This is a genomic window from Luteimonas qiangzhengi (genome assembly GCF_039548515.1).
In the GTDB taxonomy this organism is placed as follows: Bacteria; Pseudomonadota; Gammaproteobacteria; order Xanthomonadales; family Xanthomonadaceae; genus Luteimonas.
Window position 1 is genome coordinate 175,689 of record NZ_JBCLVE010000006.1, and the last position, 16,812, is coordinate 192,500.

Below are 16,812 nucleotides of genomic sequence, written 5' to 3' on the forward strand. Positions count from 1 at the left end.
GAGGGCCGATGTCCGGGAGTACCAGATCCGTGTCCAGCAACCCGATCCCCGCCGAGGGCAAGACTTTCTTCGGCCATCCGCGCGGCCTGTTCGTGCTGTTCTTCGCCGAGATGTGGGAGCGCTTCTCGTTCTACGGAATGCGCGCGATCCTGATCTTCTATCTCATCCAGCACTGGATGTTTTCCGAAGAGCGCGCCTACGCGATCTATGCGGCCTACGGCTCGCTGGTGTACATCGCGCCGGTGCTGGGTGGCTATCTGGCTGACCGCTATATCGGCCAGCGCAGGGCGGTGCAGTACGGCGCGATCCTGCTGACCATCGGCCACGGGCTGATGGCATTCGAGGGGTCGGGCGGGCAGGACTCGCCGCTGCTCAACGTGTTCTGGCTGGCGCTGGCCTTCATCATCATGGGCGTGGGCTTCCTCAAGTCCAGCATCTCGGTGATGGTCGGGCAGCTTTACGATCACGGTGATGCGCGCCGCGATCCGGCGTTCACGATTTTCTACATGGGCATCAACCTGGGCGCGGCCGCCGGTTCGATGTTGGCGGCCTATCTGGGCCAGACCCACGGCTGGGCATGGGGCTTCGGCGCCGCCGGTATCGGCATGCTGCTGGGCCTGGTGGTGTTCATCTGGGGCCGGCCCGCACTGCTGGGACGGGGCGAAGCGCCGGATCCGGCCGCGCTGGCGGCGCGGGTGTTCGGTATCCGCACTGAGCACTGGATCTACCTGTGGGGCCTGGTGGGCGTGGTGGTGGTGTGGTTCCTGATCCAGTACCAGCACGTGGTGGGCTGGATGCTGGCCGCCTGCGCGCTGATCGTGGTGGGCTACTTCCTCTACGAGTCGGTGTGGAAGATGGATCGGGTCGCCCGGCACAGGATGCTGGCGGCGCTGTTCCTGATCGCGCTGCAGCCGCTGTTCTGGGCCCTGTTCGAACAGGCCGGCTCCTCGCTCAACGTCTACACCGACCGCAGCGTGGACCGGAGCATGTTTGGCTGGGAAGTGCCCGCGGGCATGTTCCAGTCGATCAACTCGATCTACATCATCACCCTGGCGCCGTTCTTTGCGGCGCTGTGGCTGTGGCTGGCGCGGCGCAATCTTGAGCCGTCCACTCCGGCCAAGTTCGGCCTGGGATTGATCCAGCTCGGCCTGGGCTTCTTCGTGCTCGTGTGGGGCGCCAACTCAAGTGACGGGCTGACCCCGGTCATCTTCATCTTCCTGATCTACCTGCTGCACACCATGGGTGAGCTGTGCCTGTCGCCGGTTGGGCTTTCGGCCATGAGCAAGCTGGCGCCGTCGCGGCTGGTGGGGCTGGTCATGGGGTCGTGGTTCCTGGCCACGGCCGGCGGCAACTTCCTGGCCGGCAGGATCGCCGCCGCCACCGGCGGCGAGGGCCTGGACGGGGCGGACGCGGCCAACCAGGTCATGGACGTGTACAGCTCGGTCGGCTGGCTGGCGGTACTGGTGGGCGTGGGCGTGATCGTGGTGTCGCCGTTCATCGCGCGCCTGATGCACCAGGACGAGGAACAGCTGCGCCAGGATCGCGCGCTGGCCGGTCAGCGGGAAGTGGGCGAGCCGGCGGCAACGGGAATCGACAGCCGCGGGGAAGTCCGCAAGCTCTGACGTGAGCCCGGCGGGCCTCCGATGGGTGGCCCGCCGTCAAGAGGCAGGAGCGCATCTTCCGCGCTCCTGCCAGGCGTGCCGGTCAGCGGCCGGAGGCCTGGTCCAAGCGGGTGAGCAGGCGGTCGAGGATGGCGCGCTCGGCTTCGCTGAAAGTGGCGAGCAGCTTGCGTTCGTATTCCAGCGTCATCGGCACCACCTGGTCGTAGACGCGATGGCCGGCACGACTCAGCCGCAGCACCGAGCGGCGGCGGTCGCTGCCGTGGGTTTCGCGTTCGATCAGCCCGGTCTTGAGCAGGCGCGCCACCGCGCGGCTGACGGCCACCTTGTCCATCGCCGTGCGTTCGGCCACGTCTCCTGCGGACAGGTCCGGGTAGCGGCCCAGCACGGCCAGCACCCGCCATTCGGTGATGCTGATGCCAAAGCGCTCGGCATAGACGGCGGCAATGGTCTGGCTGATGTGGTTGGAGACCACGCTCAGGCGATAGGGCAGGAAGTGTTCCAGCTCCAGGATTTCATGCTCCAGCACCGCATGCTCAGGGGGTCGGGCCATGCTGCATTGCGCCTTGCAAATGGTTACAGGTGAAACTATAACCATGGGTTCGTTCCATTTGCCAGCGGCACGGCAGCATGCCCGGCCCCAAATCAGGAGTTTTCCCCCATGACTACGCAGACCCAGTCCCAGCAGGGCCCCAACCTCGGCATGGAGGTCACCACCTTCGAAAACCCGATGGGCATCAACGGCTTCGAGTTCGTCGAGTTCGCCGCCCCGGCGGGTGAAGGTCCGCGCATGCGCGAGTACCTGGAGAAGCTCGGTTTCACCGCGATTGCCAAGCACCGTGAGCGCGAGATCACCCTGTTCCGCCAGGGCACGATCAACTTCCTGCTCAACGAGCAGGCCGATTCGTTTGCCTCCGACTTCGCCGCCAATCACGGTCCGTCCGCTTCCGGCTTCGCCATCCGCTTCAAGACCGCCCCGGCCCAGGTGCTTGAGCACGTGCTGGCCAACGGCGGCGAGAAGCAGGAGCACAAGGCCGATACGCGCGTGGTGGACGCTCCGGTGATCAAGGGCATCGGCGACTGCATGCTGTATCTGATCGACGATTCGGCCACCGACATCTATGCCGACTACGCGCCGCTGCCGGGCGTGGACCAGCATCCGAAGGGCTTCGGGCTGACCTTCATCGACCACCTGACCCACAACCTGTTCCTGGGCAACATGCAGAAGTGGTCGGACTACTACGAGACGCTGTTCAACTTCCGCGAGATCCGCTACTTCGACATCAAGGGCGCCAAGACCGGCCTGCTGTCCAAGGCGATGACCGCGCCGGACGGCGTGGTGCGTATTCCGCTCAACGAGTCCAGCGACGAGAAGAGCCAGATCAACGAGTACCTGCGCGCCTACAAGGGCGAGGGCATCCAGCACATTGCGCTGTTCACCGATGATATCTACGCGTCGATTGAGAAGATGCGCGAGGCCGGCATCGATTTCCTCGACACCCCTGAAACCTATTTCGACGTGATCGACCAGCGCGTGCCCAACCACGGTGAAGACGTGGAACGTCTGCGCAGGAACGCGATCCTGATCGACGCCGATCCGGAAACCAAGCAGCGCAAGCTGCTGCAGATCTTCGGCAAGAACGCGTTCGGGCCGATCTTCTTCGAGATTATCCAGCGCAAGGGCAACGAAGGCTTCGGCGAGGGCAACTTCCAGGCCCTGTTCGAGTCGATCGAGCGCGACCAGATGGAGCGCGGCGTCCTCTGACGCCTGCCCGGACGGTGTGAACCACCGGGGCCGACCGCTTCCGCGGTACGGCCCCGGCACAGCGGCGTCAGTAGCTGCCGGCCATACCAGCCAGGCCGGCGAACATCGCGGCCCCGCCGAGCAGGAACATGAGCCCGACCAGCACCAGGCCGATCAGCATCAGGATGCCCTGGATCATGAAGAACAGGCGCAGCTTGTCGGTGGCGCGGGTTGCGGTGGCCAGGTCCCCGCTGGCCGATGCCTCTTCCGCGGCTCCTGCAGCCTGGAACAGCAGCACGCCCAGCCAGATGGGCAGCCAGGCCCACAGGATGCCGATGATGGTCAGCACCTGCAGCGCGCCGCTGATGATCATCATGACGCCCAGCAGCTTCATCCACAGCTTGCCGTCCACCAGCGGCGCCATGATGGCCCGCAGATTGTCGTTCGATTGCATTGAAAACTTCCCCTGAGTGAGTTGATCCACCGATCGGTGGCGCATTCAGGTTAATCGCCAATCGCTGCCAAAGGAACAGACCATGACTGATGCCGCCAATTCCAAGGTATGCATGCCCAAGGGATACATGTCCGGTTTTGGAAACGAGTTCGCCACCGAGGCGGTGGCCGGTGCGCTGCCAGTGGGCCGCAATTCGCCCCAGCAGGTGGCGCACGGACTCTACGCCGAGCAGCTGACCGGCACCGCGTTCACCGCGCCGCGGCATGCCAATCGGCGCAGCTGGCTGTACCGGATCCGTCCGGCGGCCATGCATGGCGAGTTCAAGCCGTTCCAGCAGCCGCGCCTGCACGAGGATTTCGGCACCGGCCCGGTCACGCCGGACCAGCTGCGCTGGAATCCGATGCCGATGCCGGCCGAAGGCAGCGCCGTGGATTTCGTCGACGGGCTGTTCACCATGGCCGGCAACGGCGGCTCGGGCGCGGGGACCGGCGTGGGCGTGCACATGTATGCCGCCAACGCGCCCATGCGCGGGCGCTTTTTCTACAGCGCCGACGGCGAGCTGCTGATCGTGCCCCAGCAGGGGCGGTTGAAGATTGCCACCGAGCTGGGCGTGCTGGAGATCGAGCCGCAGGAAATCGCGGTGATCCCGCGCGGCGTGCGCTTCCGGGTGGAGCTGCCTGATGGCGCGGCGCGTGGGTATGTGTGCGAGAACTATGGGGCGATGCTGAAGCTGCCGGACCTGGGGCCGATCGGCTCCAACGGCCTGGCCAACCCGCGCGACTTCCTCACGCCTGTCGCGGCGTACGAGGAAGACGAGGGTGATTTCGAACTCATCGCCAAGTTTCAGGGCCACCTGTGGCGTGCGGATATCGGCCATTCGCCGCTGGACGTGGTGGCCTGGCACGGCAACTGCGCGCCGTACAAGTACGACCTGCGCCGCTTCAACGCGATTGGCTCGATCAGCTACGACCACCCGGATCCGTCGATCTTCCTGGTGCTGCATTCGCCCAGCGACACGCCCGGCACCAGCAACATGGATCTGGCGATCTTCCCGCCGCGCTGGCTGGTGGCCCAGGACACGTTCCGGCCGCCGTGGTTCCACCGCAACATCGCCAGCGAATTCATGGGTCTGATCCACGGGGCCTACGACGCCAAGGCGGAAGGCTTCGCCCCGGGCGGCTGCTCGCTGCACAACTGCATGACCGGGCACGGACCGGACGCAGCCACCTTCGAGAAGGCGTCCAGCGCGGACCTGTCCAGGCCGGATGTCATCGAGGATACGATGGCTTTCATGTTCGAGACCCGTGCCGTTCTGCGTCCCACCAGCCAGGCGCTGGCGGCGGACCATCGCCAGCGTGACTACCAGGCTTGTTGGGCGGGATTGCGCCGCCATTTCACCCCGCCCACCTGACCGGCTTCGCCCGTGGCTGGCTTTCACGCTACCTCGGCGACGGCTGGGTACCCTGCCCAGGACCTCCCAACGGGACCATCCGTATGAGCCGCCTGCCGCTATACCTGTGTGCCTGCCTGATGCTGTCCGCCTGCGGTCCCGGAACGCAGCCGGAGCCGGAGTCGGAGTTGCAGGTCAGCGCCGATCCCGCCGGGGCTGACCGACCGGCGCAGACGCCCGAGGTCGACGAAGCCGAGGTTCCCAGGTACCCGGCCGTTGGCGCCATCGGCTTCCAGGGCTTTGGCATGGCGCCGTTCGGCGCCGATCAGGAAGCCGTGCGCATGGCCTGGGGGCGCGACCTGGGCGATGCCGTGCCGGCCGAGCCGGGCGGCTGTTATTACCTGGCGCCGCATCCGCGCCTGCAGGAGGGGCGCGACCGCATCGCCTTCATGATCGACGGTGACCGTTTCGTGCGGATCGACGTTACCGCGCCCGACATCGAAGCGCCGGGCGGGGGGCGGGCAGGGCTGTCGGCAGACGTGATCCACGGTCTTTACGGCGAGGGCGTTGAAGAGCGTCCGCACAAGTACATTGACGGCGGGCACTATCTGCGCGTTGCCGACCCGGTCGGCGGCGAAGCCGTCCTGCTGTTTGAAACCGGTGCGGACGGGTACTCCACCCGATGGCGGATCGGGCTGCCTCCGCAGATCGACTGGGTCGAGGGTTGCGGCTAAACCGTGCGGATCAGGCGTTGCGGTTGTCCACGTCTTCCCGCACCGCACCGTCCGGGTCCGGTGGGCGGGGAGGGGTTGGCGGCAGCTCGCCCATCAGCGACAGGGTGGCGCGTGACATCAGGTGGGCGCTCACCGGCGCGGTGAGGAACAGGAACACTACGATCAGCAGCTCGCGCGGGTGCAGGCCCGTGCCGTAGAAGCTGTGGAACAGGATGGATGCCACCAGGATGCAGCCCACGCCCATGGTGCTGGCCTTGGTGGGGCCGTGCAGCCGGCGCAGGAAGGATTTGAGCTTGACCAGCGAGAACGCGCCAAGGAAGGCGAAGAAGCTGCCGGTCGCCAGCAGCAGGATGAGGACGAAGTCGAGGATCTGGCTCATTCCACGATATCCCTGCGGATCACATATTTGCTCAGCACCACGGTGCTGAAGAAGCCGAGCATGGCGATGATCAGCGCGACTTCAAAGTACAGCTCCGTATCCAAGTACATCCCGAACAGGATCAGCTGGGCCACGCCGTTCACATACAGCGTGTCCAGTGCCAGGATCCGGTCTGGCGCGGTAGGGCCGCGCAGCAGCCGCCACAGCGACATCAGCATGGCCAGCCCGACCGCGGACAGGGCGATGACGATAGCAATCTGGATCATGGGAACACCTTGCGCAGCCGCACTTCATAGCGCTGCTTGATTTCATCGATCATGCCCTGCGGATCGTCCGTGCTCAGTACGTGCACCAGCATGTACTTGCGGTCTTCGGTCAGCGCCGCCGCCACGGTGCCGGGGGTCAGGGTGATCACGCTGGCCAGGGCCGAGATCCCGTGGATGTTGGTCAACTCCAGCGGGATCCAGATGAATTGCGGGGTCAGCTTGTCCTGGCGTCCAAGCACCTGGCGGGCGACGGTGAAGTTGGCCACCAGCAGGTCCCACATCAGCACCGCACCCAGCTGCAGCAGCACATCCAGCCGGGCCATGCGGGCGAACTCGCGTTCCAGGCGGGCGGCGATCAGCGGCATGCCGACCGCCAGCACCAGCGCCATCAATATGTGCGCGAAGCTGAGCTCTTCGGCCATCAGCAGCCAGAACGCGAACACCGTGAAGCTCTGCGGCAGCGAGGGCAGCACGCGGCGACGCAGGATCAGCAGCTTTCTCATGGCCTGTGGCTTCATGGCGACGGCTCCCGCAGCTGGGGCTGGGTGGAGCGGACCTGCTGGATATAGTTGCCCGGCGACAGTAATTGTTCGGCCGTGGCATCGGTATAGCGCAGGATCGGCCCGGCGGCCACGGTCATGACCACGCCGTAGGCCAGCAGCAGGGCGGCGGCACCGACCTCGATCGGCCGCGGTGAGGGCGGCGGCTTGCCCTCGCCGGGCGCCTCCACGCGCCAGAACAGGCGGGTGCCGGTGCGGGTCAGGCCGATGATCGTCAGCAGGCTGCCACCCAGTACCGCGGCCCAGATCCAGCCGGTACTGGCAGAGGGCACCGCGCCCAGCACCACGAACTTGCCGATGAACCCGGACAGCGGCGGCAGGCCTGCCACCGAGACCGCGGCGATCAGGTACACCATGGCGGAACCCGAACGGGTCGGCGGTGCGATCGGCAGCACGTGGTCACCGAGGTTGCCGCGCTGGCGCTGCACCAGGTCGGCGATCAGGAACAGCGCCGCAGTCACGAACACGCTGTGTGACAGGTAGTACAGGCCGCCGCTGATTCCCTGCGGGTTGGCCACCGAGAAGGCGATGAACAGCGTTCCGGCCGAGAGCATCACCAGATAGGCCACGGCCACCCGCATGCGTGTCGCACCCACCACCCCGATGGCGGCCAGCACCACGGTCAGGCCGCCCGCGACCAGCAGCGCATGCCAGGCGTAGTCGGCCAACGGCCCGGCTTCGGCACCAAACATCAGTGTGTACACGCGCAGCACGGCGTACAGGCCCACCTTGGTCATGATGGTGAACAACGCCGCCACCGCGGCAGGCGCGCGCGAATACGCTTCCGGCAGCCAGATGTAGAGCGGGATCAACGCCGCCTTGCCGCAGAACACCACCAGCAGCAGCCCGGCCGCAGCCTTCACCATGCCCACGTCTTCGGGCGCGGTCTCGGCAATGCGGATCGCCATCTCGGCCATGTTGAGCGTGCCGAGCATGCCGTACAGCAGTCCCAGCGCGATCAGGAACAGCGTGGACGCAGCGATGTTGAACACCACGTAGTGCATGCCTGCCGCGATCCGCGAGCCCAGCGCGCCGCTGAGCAGCAGCCCGAACGAGGCCACCAGCATCACTTCGAAGAACACGAACAGGTTGAACAGGTCACCGGTCAGGAACGAGCCGTTCAGGCCGGCCAGCTGCAGCTGGAACAGGGCGTGGAAGTGCAGCGCCCGCTTGTCCCAGCCGGCCGTGGCGTGCAGCAGGCAGGGAATCGCCAGCAGGGTGGTGGTGAGCACCATCAGCGCGCTCAACCGGTCCACCACCAGGGTGATGCCCAGCCGCGCCGGCCAGTCGCCGACCAGATAGACGGTGATCTGATCGCCGGCTGCCGCCTGCACCAGCAGCACCGAGACCACCAGCAGGGCGGTCATGGCGATCCAGGCGCCGACGCGCAGGGCGTAGGTGTTTTGCCGCCGTTCCAGCAGCAGCAGGCAGGCGCCCGCCAGTATCGGAACCAGGATCGGAAGAATGGCCAGGTGCTGCATCATTTCTGCTCGTCCGACGGATCCTGCGCGTCCACGTGGTCACTGCGCAGGTCGGCGTGGTTGCGCATGGCCACCACCACGGTGATGGCCGTGGTGGCGAACGCGATCACGATTGCGGTCAGCACCAGCGCCTGCGGCAGCGGATCGGCGTGGTTGGCGAGCGTTGCCTCCACGCCGTCCACCAGCACCGGTGGCTTGCCCACCACCAGGCGGCCCGAGGAAAAGATCAGCAGGTTGGTCGCATACGAGAGCAGGGTCAGACCCAGGATCACATCGAACGTGCGCGCGCGCAGCAGCAGGTACACGCCGCCGGCGGTCAGGGTCCCGATCGCGGTAGCCAGCGCGAATTCCATCAGTAGGCCTCCTCATTGGCCTGCTGGCGCTGCTTGACCGTACCCATGGTCGAGAGCATCAGCAGGGCGCTGGCGAACACCGTCACGTACACGCCAATGTCGAACACCAGCGCGCTGGCGAGCGGCAGGTAGCCGAGCAGCGGCAGCTGCAGGTCGATATGCCCGCTGGTCAGGAATGGATAGCCGAAGAAGAACGATCCCATGCCGCCGATGGCGGCCGTCAGCAGGCCCAGCCCGATGCCGCGCACGTAATCGAACCCGAAGGTCGCTTCCACCGTGCGCGCACCCTGCAGCACGTACTTGATCAGCACCGGCACCGCGATGGCCAGGCCGGCGATGAAACCGCCGCCCGGCGCGTTGTGGCCGCGCAGGAACAGGTAGATCGAAACCGTCAGTGTCAGCGGGAAGATCAGCTGGGTCAGGTCGGCCGGGATCGGCAGGGTCACTGGCGGGCCGGGCATGACCTCGTCGGGCCGCAGGCGGGCCCAGCGCAGCAGCGCATGCACGACCAGGCCGGCAATGCCGAACACGGTGATCTCGCCAAAGGTATCCAGGCCGCGGAAGTCCACCAGGATCACGTTGACCACGTTGCTGCCATAGGCCTCGGGCAGCGAACGGGCCAGCAGCTCGCCGGCGATGGTCTGCGAGGGCCGCACCATCATTGCGTAGGCAAGCGCCGCGATGCCGCCGCCAGCGGCGACCGAGATGCTGATGTCGCGCCAGCGGCGGACCATCGAGCGCTGCTGCGGCGACTGTTTGGGCAGGTAGTTCAGCGCCATCATCAGCATGGCAATGGTGACCATCTCCACCAGGATCTGGGTCAGCGCCAGGTCCGGTGCCGACAGGTACACGAAGATCAGGCTCACCATCAGCCCCACTGCGCCGATCACGATCAGCGCGGTCAGGCGCTTGCTGTGCATGCTGACCGTGGCCAGGGTGGCCACCACCAGCACCGCCCAGATCACCCAGCCCATCACCGGCAGTGGCTGCAATTGGCCCAACTGCGGCAGGCTGGTGGGCATGTTGGCCAGGAACGGCACCGCGCCGATGGCCATCGCCACCAGCAGCAGCCACAGCAGGCTGCGCCGCAGGCCGCCGGCCACGACCCATTCACTGGCAACGCGGGCCAGGTTGAACAGCGCTTCGACGTTGAGCTGGAACAGCTGGCGGCCACGCGCGGCCAGCATCGCTGCATGGATGTCGAGCAGCCGGCGCAGGCCGAAGTACAGGATCACGCCCCCGACCACGCCGAGCGCGCTCATCAGCAGCGGCAGGTTGAAACCGTGCCACAGCGCCAGGGTGTATTCGGGCGCGGCTGCGCCCAGGGTGCCGGCGACCGCGGTCTGCAGGGTCGGTCCCACCACCAGCGCGGGCAGGATGCCCACCGCCAGACAGGCCAGCACCAGCACGGCCACCGGAATCCGCATCCACAGAGGCGCCTCGTGCGGGGTCACATCGAGGTCGCGCGGGCCTTTGCCATAGAAGGTGTCGTGCACGAAGCGCAGGCTGTAGGCCACGCCAAACACGCCGGCCAGGGCCGCCACGATCGTTGCCACCAGCTGCATGCCGCCCTGGACTTCCAGCGCCTCGGCAAAAAACATTTCCTTGGACAGAAAACCGTTCAGCAGCGGGATCCCAGCCATCGCCAGCGAGGCGATGATCGCCAGCGCGCTGGTAATCGGCATGAATCTTCGCAAATTGCCCAGCCGACGCATGTCGCGGGTGCCGGTTTCGTGATCGATGATCCCGGCGGCCATGAACAGCGAGGCCTTGAACGTGGCGTGGTTGAGGATGTGGAACAGCGCTGCCACCACCGCCATCGGCGTGGAGAGCCCGAACAGCATGGTGATCAGGCCGAGGTGGGAAATGGTCGAGTAGGCCAGCAGGCCCTTGAGGTCATGCTGGAAAATCGCGAACCACGCGCCCATCAGCAGGGTGATCGCACCGATGGAGCTGACCGTATAGAAGAACAGGTCCGTGCCGGCCAGCGCCGGGTGCAGGCGCGCCAGCAGGAACACGCCGGCCTTCACCATCGTCGCCGAATGCAGGTAGGCCGAAACAGGGGTTGGCGCCGCCATCGCGTGCGGCAGCCAGAAGTGGAACGGGAACTGCGCGCTCTTGGTGAAGATGCCCAGCAGCACCAGGCCCAGGATCGCCGGGTACAGAGCGCTGGAGGTGATCAGGTCGCCCGAAGCCAGCACCACGTCCAGGTCGTAGCTGCCGGTGACCCGGCCGATCAGCAGCACGCCACCCAGCAGCGCCAGCCCGCCCATGGCGGTGATGGTCAGGGCCATGCGCGCGCCCTGGCGCGCGTCCTGCTGGTGCGACCAGAACCCGATCAACAGGAACGAGCTGATCGAGGTCAGCTCCCAGAACACCACCAGCAGCAGCAGGTTGCCGGCAATGACCATGCCCAGCATCGAGCCCATGAACAGCAGCAGGTAGGCAAAGAAGCGCGGCGCCGAATCCTGATCGCTCAGGTAGTAGCGCGCATACATCACCACCAGCACGCCGATGCCCAGCACCATGCCGGCGAACATCCAGGCCAGGCCATCCAGGCGCAGGTCGAACATCAGGCCGACCTGGGGGATCCATTCGTAAACAACCCGTGGCACATCGCCGGACATCACCGCGGGGGTGAGCCAGGCGAGGATCGCCAGACCGAGCAGGGGAGCGGAGGCGGCCATCCATGCGATCGCAGAGCGCGGCACGGCGTGGAACGCCGCCACCGAGAGCGCCAGCACGAAGGGCAGGGCCAACAGGACCTCTAGCATCAGTCTCCTTTCCGGATGGGGCCGCGAAACCGATCGGCTGCGAGCGGCGGCATGGAATTCTAGCAGGCCGTCCCGGCGACCTGACCGGACAGGTTAACGCATTATTTGCGGCCGCTGCCCGGCGTTGCGCCATCGCCTATGCTTGCCCGATGCCGTCCGCCAACATCATTTGCCGCCAACACTTCCTGCTTCCAACGCGGAGATTCCAGTGACGGTGGATAGGCACAAAGCGCTGGTTTTCGGTGGCAGCGGCCAGCTGGGCCAGGCCCTCATCGCCCGCCTGACCGCCGCCGGCTGGAGCGTCGCGGCCGTGTCGCGCCGGCCGCAATCCGGTGACGGCCCGGTCCGCTGGCTCGAAGGCGCACTGGAGCCGCCGCCGACCCTGCCAGCCGGCCTCGGAGTGATCTTCAGCTGCGGCCCGCTGGACCTGTTCTCGCAGTGGTACGCCGGCAGCAAAACCGACTGCCGACGCATCGTGGCCTTCGGCTCCACCAGCATGCACGTCAAACGCACTGCCGAAGACCCCGGCGAACGGGACCTGGCCGCCCGCCTGCAGGAAGCGGAACAGCGCCTGTTCCAGACCGCCGCCGCCCGCGCCGCCGCCGCAACCGTCCTGCGCCCAACCCTGATATACGGCGCAGGCCGCGACCACAACCTCACCCGCATCGCCGCCCTCGCATCGCGCACCCGCTTCTTCCCACTGCCCCGCGGTGCCACCGGCCTCCGTCAACCCGTACACGTCGACGACCTCGCCGCCGGCGCCCTTTCCGCAGCCGAATCCGCCCCCACCCACGGCCGCGGCTACGACCTGCCCGGAGGCGAGACCCTCACCTACCGGCAGATGGTCGCCCGCACCCTCGCCGCCCTCTCACCCACCCCAAGCCTGATCGAACTGCCCGCCCCCCTGTTCCGCCTGGCCCAAACCACCGCCCGGGCCGCCGGCTACCTGCAGGGCATGCCCGCCGGCGCCATCGCCCGCATGCGCGAAGACCTGGTGTTTGACTCGGCACCGGCAACGCGGGATTTCGGCTACGCCCCGCGCGAATTTCGCCCAACCGCCGACATGTTCATGCCACCCGGCAGCTAGCGATTTCGAGCGTTCAGCCCACCGGTTCCCACCGCAAGCCCAGCCCCGTCGTGGTCGGGAGGCCTTTGCGCGTAAGTAAAGGAGGAGGCCTCCGGCTTTTTGGAGGCCGGGGGACATGAAGCGCAAAGGCCTGCCGGCCGCGGCGGGGCCAGTCAGGTCGCGGCGGCATGTGATCGAATGCGAGGCTATCCCCGGATGACCAGACGTCACGCGGCTTCGCGCGCATGGCGCGCTCCTACAAAGGTGGCGTGTCCCTACGGCTGGCGGGCCGCCTCGTCGCCTGCCGCGGCTGCAACACTGCCCGGCGCAGCATCATTCAAAGGCGTCCGCGCCTTCTGCAGCGTGCGCAGCGCGATCACCAGCACCCCGCTCAGGACCATCCCCCCACCAATCCACATCGCCGGCCCCGGTCGATCCCCCCAGAACACAATCCCCAGCAACACCGCAAACACCGGCGTCATCAACAGATAGGGAGTGACCTGCGCCACCGGATGACGCTGCACCAGCAGATAGAACAGCCCGTGCCCGAGCAGCGACGCGAAAATCGCCGCATACAGCGCCCCGCCCCAGCCGATCCACGTCACCTCGCGCAGCCCCGAAAAACTGCCCGGCTCAAACAGCGCACTGATCGCCAGCAGCGGCCCCAGCGCAATGATCGCCGTCCAGCCCTGCTGACTGATCATGTCCACCCCGCGCAGCCCGCGCATCAGCACCGTGCCCAGTGCCAGAAACGCCGACGACACCAGCATCGCCACCAGCGACGCCGGACTCTGCAGCACCATCGGATCGAAGCCCAGCACCAGCACGCCACCAAAGCTCAGCGCAATGGCCAGCGTCGTGCGCCAGGCGAAGCGCTCGCCCAGCAGCCACCACGCCAGCAGCACCGCCATGGGCACGTAGCTCTGGGCCACGATGGCGGGTGAGGACAGGTTGCCGGCCAGGTGCAGCGACAGGAAACTGGTGCCGAAGTGCAGCGCGCCGTTGAGCACCGCCACCGCCGCCAGCCGGCCCCACTGGTCGCGCGGCGGTGCCTTGATGAACCACACCAGCATCCCCCCCAGCATCACCATCCGCACCGCGGTGAACATGAAGGGCGGCAGCTCGCGCAGCGCATGCGCCGACACCAGGAAGTTCAGCGCCCAGAACACGCACACCAGACTGACCAGGACCAGGTCGCGTCCACCCAGTCCGCGCAGATTTGAACTCATGCAGTGACTACCAGTGCCAGCCGAGGCGGCGATAGAGTTTGGCCAACACCCAGGCCGGGCCGATCAGCAGATAGCGCAGGTCGGTGAAAAAGCTTGGCTTCTTGTTTTCATACAGCTTGCTGTGGCCGACGAACTGGGCGATCCAGGCCACCACGAACACGCCAATGGCCAGTCCCAGCAGTCCGCGCGTGCCCAGATTTCCGTGCAGCCACCAGGTCAGCGCGGCCATGGCCAGGAACACCAGCAGCATGCCCAGCCCGATCCTGCGCGAGGCGCGGTAATAGAACAGCCACGCCGCGAACATCGCCATGACCGCCCAGATGCCCTGTTCAAACAGCGCGCCGGGAGGGATGCACCACAGCAGCGCAATCACGCTCCAAAGGATCAAGGGCACCGCCACTACGTGGATGGCCTGATTGACCGGGTTGCGATGGTCGCCGGAATAACTGGCAAACCAGCGGTCAATCGGGCGCCTGGCGGATCCTTCGGTGGCGGCATTCATGTGGAGCTCCCCGTCAGTCGACGCTGATCCCGGCCAGCCGCTGCAGTGCTTCCGCATAGCGCGCGCGGGTGCGCTGGATCACTTCGGCTGGCAGGCGTGGACCCGGCGCGGTCTTGTCCCAGTCCTGGGTTTCCAGCCAGTCGCGCACGATCTGCTTGTCGTAGCTGGGCGGGCTGCTGCCCACCTCGTACTCGTCGGCGGGCCAGTAGCGCGACGAATCCGGGGTCAGCATCTCGTCCATCACGTACAGCCGCCCGTCCTCGTCGGTGCCGAATTCGAACTTGGTGTCGGCCAGCAGGATCCCGCGCTCGGCCGCATGTGCGGCGGCGAAGCGGTACAGGCGCAGGGTGGCGTCGCGGATCTGTTCGGCCAGCTCGGCACCGATCCGGTGGACCATGGTGTCGAAGTCGATGTTTTCGTCGTGCTCGCCCGGCGCGGCCTTGCTGGAAGGCGTGAACACCGGCTCGGCCAGCTGCTCGGCCTGGCGCAGGCCGTCCGGCAGGCGGATGCCGCTGACGTGGCCGGTGCGCTGGTAATCCTTCCAGCCGCTGCCAATCAGATAGCCGCGGGCGATCGCTTCCACCGGCAGCGGGCGCAGCTTGCGCGCCACAACCGAGCGCTTCGCGTACAGCGCGGGGTCGACGCCCTGTGGCAGCACCACTTCAACGTCCACCCCGGTCAGGTGGTTGCGCATCAGGTGCTCGGTGCGGTCGAACCAGAAGTTGCTGATCTGACACAGCATCTCGCCCTTGCCCGGGATCGGGTCGGGCAGGACCACGTCGAATGCCGACAGACGGTCGGTGGCCACGATCAGCAGGCCTTCGCCCGGATCCGGAGCATCCTCGGCGGCGGAAGGCAGCCTGCCCAGGTCGAATACATCGCGCACCTTGCCGCGGTGGTGCAGGGTCAGACCGGGCAGGTCGGCGGAAATGAGCGTCGTCGACACGGTATAAGCCGGTGGCGGTGAGGGTCGGGCAGTGTAGTGCCATTCGGCCTCGCGAGTCAGCGGGCACGTCGTCGCGGCTGCGAAGCACCTACAATGGCCCGATGAAACGCTGGTACGGAAAACTGTTCGGCTTCATTGCCGGCTGGCTGCTGCTCAGGCATCCCTTGGGTGGGGTGATCGGCCTGATGATCGGCCACGCGTTCGATGCGGACTGGCTGATCCCGAAGAAAAACGCCCCGTATCGCGTGCTGGGCGTGGAGGTGAACGCCACCGATGCCGAGATCGACCAGGCCTACCGGCGGCTGATGTCCCAGTACCACCCCGACCGGCTATCCGGCGCCGCGCCCGAGCTGCGCGACAAGGCCGGGAGGCGGGCGCGGGAAATCAACGCCGCCTACGACCAGATCAAGGCCCTGCGCCGCCGCCGGCGCTGAGTCGCCGCCCTCCAGTTCCCTCCACGCACAACCGAGCCGACCGCCATGCAGCCTGCCGTCATCGCCCCGTCCATCCTGTCCGCCGATTTCGCCCGCCTGGGCGAGGAAGTCGACAACGTCCTGGCCGCCGGTGCGGACTGGGTGCATTTCGATGTGATGGACAACCACTACGTGCCCAACCTCACCATTGGTCCGCTGGTGTGCGAGGCGCTGCGCAAGCACGGGGTGACGGCGCCGATCGATGTGCATCTGATGGTGGAGCCGGTGGATCGCATCGTTCCGGATTTTGCGAAGGCGGGGGCGAGTTTGATCAGCTTCCACCCGGAGGCGAGCCGGCATGTGCATCGGACGATCCAGCTGATCAAGGCGGAAGGCTGCCTGGCGGGGCTGGTGCTGAACCCGGCGACGCCGGTTGAGGTACTGGATTACGTTCTCGACGAGCTGGACCTGGTGCTGCTGATGTCGGTGAATCCGGGGTTCGGAGGGCAGGCGTTCATTCCTTCGACGCTGGACAAGCTGCGCCAGGTGCGCGAGCGCATTGATGCGAGCGGGCGGGCGATCCGGCTGCAGGTGGATGGCGGGGTGAAGCCCGACAACATCGGTGAGATTGCTGCCGCGGGGGCGGATACGTTCGTGGCGGGGTCGGCGATTTTCGGGAAGTCCGATTATCGGGCGGTGGTGGACGAGATGCGGACGGAGATTGCGCGCGCTGGTGGGTTGCGGGCCTGATTGGCTGGGTGCGGTCGTAGGTCGGCCCTACGCGGCCGACGCTTGGATTTCCGGTTTGCGGGGGAAGCCGTCGTGTTTCCGGGCCCGCGTTGATGACGCGGTGACCTGACGGGCCTGCCGGCCACGACGGGGCTGGGCTTGCGGATGAGTGG

General features: G+C 66.7%; 18 protein-coding genes. 7 read left to right on the forward strand and 11 right to left on the reverse strand.

What is annotated here, in order from left to right; translation table 11 throughout:
• Positions 1 to 29 precede the first annotated feature (29 nt).
• Complete coding sequence (locus tag WCE59_RS06130; protein WP_343257841.1) at positions 30 to 1,622, forward strand: peptide MFS transporter; 1,593 nt, start codon at positions 30 to 32, stop codon at positions 1,620 to 1,622.
• Positions 1,623 to 1,704: 82 nt separating this feature from the next.
• Here the strand turns inward: WCE59_RS06130 and WCE59_RS06135 are convergent, their stop codons facing one another.
• Complete coding sequence (locus WCE59_RS06135; protein ID WP_343257842.1) at positions 1,705 to 2,172, reverse strand: MarR family winged helix-turn-helix transcriptional regulator; 468 nt, start codon at positions 2,170 to 2,172, stop codon at positions 1,705 to 1,707.
• A gap of 108 nt (positions 2,173 to 2,280) precedes the next feature.
• Between WCE59_RS06135 and hppD the strand changes: the two genes are divergently transcribed.
• Positions 2,281 to 3,384, forward strand: a complete 1,104-nt coding sequence (gene hppD / locus WCE59_RS06140) for a 4-hydroxyphenylpyruvate dioxygenase (RefSeq protein ID WP_343257843.1) — start codon at positions 2,281 to 2,283, stop codon at positions 3,382 to 3,384.
• 67 nt (positions 3,385 to 3,451) lie between these two features.
• Here hppD and WCE59_RS06145 read toward each other — a convergent pair whose 3' ends face one another.
• Positions 3,452 to 3,817, reverse strand: a complete 366-nt coding sequence (locus tag WCE59_RS06145) for a DUF5362 family protein (protein ID WP_343257844.1) — start codon at positions 3,815 to 3,817, stop codon at positions 3,452 to 3,454.
• Between the two features lie 112 nt (positions 3,818 to 3,929).
• Here WCE59_RS06145 and hmgA point away from each other — a divergent pair, with 112 nt between their 5' ends.
• Together hmgA and WCE59_RS06155 are read left to right on the forward strand one after the other, a co-directional pair.
• Positions 3,930 to 5,228 (forward strand): homogentisate 1,2-dioxygenase, encoded by a 1,299-nt coding sequence (hmgA, locus tag WCE59_RS06150; protein ID WP_343257923.1) that lies wholly within the window; start codon positions 3,930 to 3,932, stop codon positions 5,226 to 5,228.
• Between the two features lie 83 nt (positions 5,229 to 5,311).
• On the forward strand, positions 5,312 to 5,941 hold the full coding sequence (locus WCE59_RS06155) for a hypothetical protein (protein WP_343257845.1): 630 nt from the start codon (positions 5,312 to 5,314) through the stop codon (positions 5,939 to 5,941).
• A 10-nt stretch (positions 5,942 to 5,951) separates the two neighbouring features.
• On the opposite strand, the gene mnhG is transcribed toward WCE59_RS06155, so the two are convergent.
• Genes mnhG through WCE59_RS06185 form a run of 6 tightly spaced genes read right to left on the reverse strand, consistent with a single transcriptional unit; the run spans position 5,952 to position 11,754 of the window.
• Positions 5,952 to 6,320, reverse strand: a complete 369-nt coding sequence (mnhG, locus tag WCE59_RS06160; RefSeq protein ID WP_343257846.1) for a monovalent cation/H(+) antiporter subunit G — start codon at positions 6,318 to 6,320, stop codon at positions 5,952 to 5,954.
• Positions 6,317 to 6,586 (reverse strand): K+/H+ antiporter subunit F, encoded by a 270-nt coding sequence (locus tag WCE59_RS06165; RefSeq protein ID WP_343257847.1) that lies wholly within the window; start codon positions 6,584 to 6,586, stop codon positions 6,317 to 6,319. The genes mnhG and WCE59_RS06165 overlap by 4 nt, the downstream gene beginning before the upstream one ends.
• Positions 6,583 to 7,089, reverse strand: a complete 507-nt coding sequence (locus WCE59_RS06170) for a Na+/H+ antiporter subunit E (protein ID WP_343257848.1) — start codon at positions 7,087 to 7,089, stop codon at positions 6,583 to 6,585. Before WCE59_RS06170 ends, WCE59_RS06165 begins: the two co-directional genes overlap by 4 nt.
• Before the next feature lie 11 nt (positions 7,090 to 7,100).
• Positions 7,101 to 8,627, reverse strand: a complete 1,527-nt coding sequence (locus WCE59_RS06175; RefSeq protein ID WP_343257924.1) for a monovalent cation/H+ antiporter subunit D — start codon at positions 8,625 to 8,627, stop codon at positions 7,101 to 7,103.
• Positions 8,627 to 8,980 carry a Na+/H+ antiporter subunit C gene (locus WCE59_RS06180; RefSeq protein WP_343257849.1) on the reverse strand — a complete coding sequence of 118 codons (354 nt, stop codon included), beginning with the start codon at positions 8,978 to 8,980 and terminating at the stop codon, positions 8,627 to 8,629. The genes WCE59_RS06175 and WCE59_RS06180 overlap by 1 nt, the downstream gene beginning before the upstream one ends.
• A complete protein-coding gene (locus tag WCE59_RS06185) occupies positions 8,980 to 11,754 on the reverse strand; it encodes a monovalent cation/H+ antiporter subunit A (protein ID WP_343257850.1) in 2,775 nt (924 codons plus the stop codon). Before WCE59_RS06185 ends, WCE59_RS06180 begins: the two co-directional genes overlap by 1 nt.
• Before the next feature lie 214 nt (positions 11,755 to 11,968).
• Here WCE59_RS06185 and WCE59_RS06190 point away from each other — a divergent pair, with 214 nt between their 5' ends.
• A complete protein-coding gene (locus tag WCE59_RS06190; protein WP_343257851.1) occupies positions 11,969 to 12,841 on the forward strand; it encodes an NAD-dependent epimerase/dehydratase family protein in 873 nt (290 codons plus the stop codon).
• 254 nt (positions 12,842 to 13,095) lie between these two features.
• Here WCE59_RS06190 and WCE59_RS06195 read toward each other — a convergent pair whose 3' ends face one another.
• From WCE59_RS06195 to WCE59_RS06205, 3 genes are read right to left on the reverse strand one after another with little or no spacing between them, the layout of a single operon-like run.
• Positions 13,096 to 14,049, reverse strand: a complete 954-nt coding sequence (locus tag WCE59_RS06195) for a DMT family transporter (protein ID WP_343257852.1) — start codon at positions 14,047 to 14,049, stop codon at positions 13,096 to 13,098.
• Positions 14,050 to 14,056: 7 nt separating this feature from the next.
• Positions 14,057 to 14,551, reverse strand: coding sequence for an Mpo1 family 2-hydroxy fatty acid dioxygenase (locus WCE59_RS06200; protein WP_343257853.1), 495 nt, complete (start codon positions 14,549 to 14,551; stop codon positions 14,057 to 14,059).
• A gap of 13 nt (positions 14,552 to 14,564) precedes the next feature.
• Positions 14,565 to 15,497 (reverse strand): phosphoribosylaminoimidazolesuccinocarboxamide synthase, encoded by a 933-nt coding sequence (locus tag WCE59_RS06205; RefSeq protein WP_343257854.1) that lies wholly within the window; start codon positions 15,495 to 15,497, stop codon positions 14,565 to 14,567.
• A 101-nt stretch (positions 15,498 to 15,598) separates the two neighbouring features.
• Here WCE59_RS06205 and WCE59_RS06210 point away from each other — a divergent pair, with 101 nt between their 5' ends.
• Together WCE59_RS06210 and rpe are read left to right on the forward strand one after the other, a co-directional pair.
• Positions 15,599 to 15,931: a J domain-containing protein gene (locus WCE59_RS06210; RefSeq protein ID WP_343257855.1), complete on the forward strand. Its 333-nt coding sequence runs from the start codon at positions 15,599 to 15,601 to the stop codon at positions 15,929 to 15,931.
• Positions 15,932 to 15,976: 45 nt separating this feature from the next.
• Complete coding sequence (rpe, locus tag WCE59_RS06215) at positions 15,977 to 16,660, forward strand: ribulose-phosphate 3-epimerase (protein WP_343257856.1); 684 nt, start codon at positions 15,977 to 15,979, stop codon at positions 16,658 to 16,660.
• Positions 16,661 to 16,812: the final 152 nt, after the last annotated feature.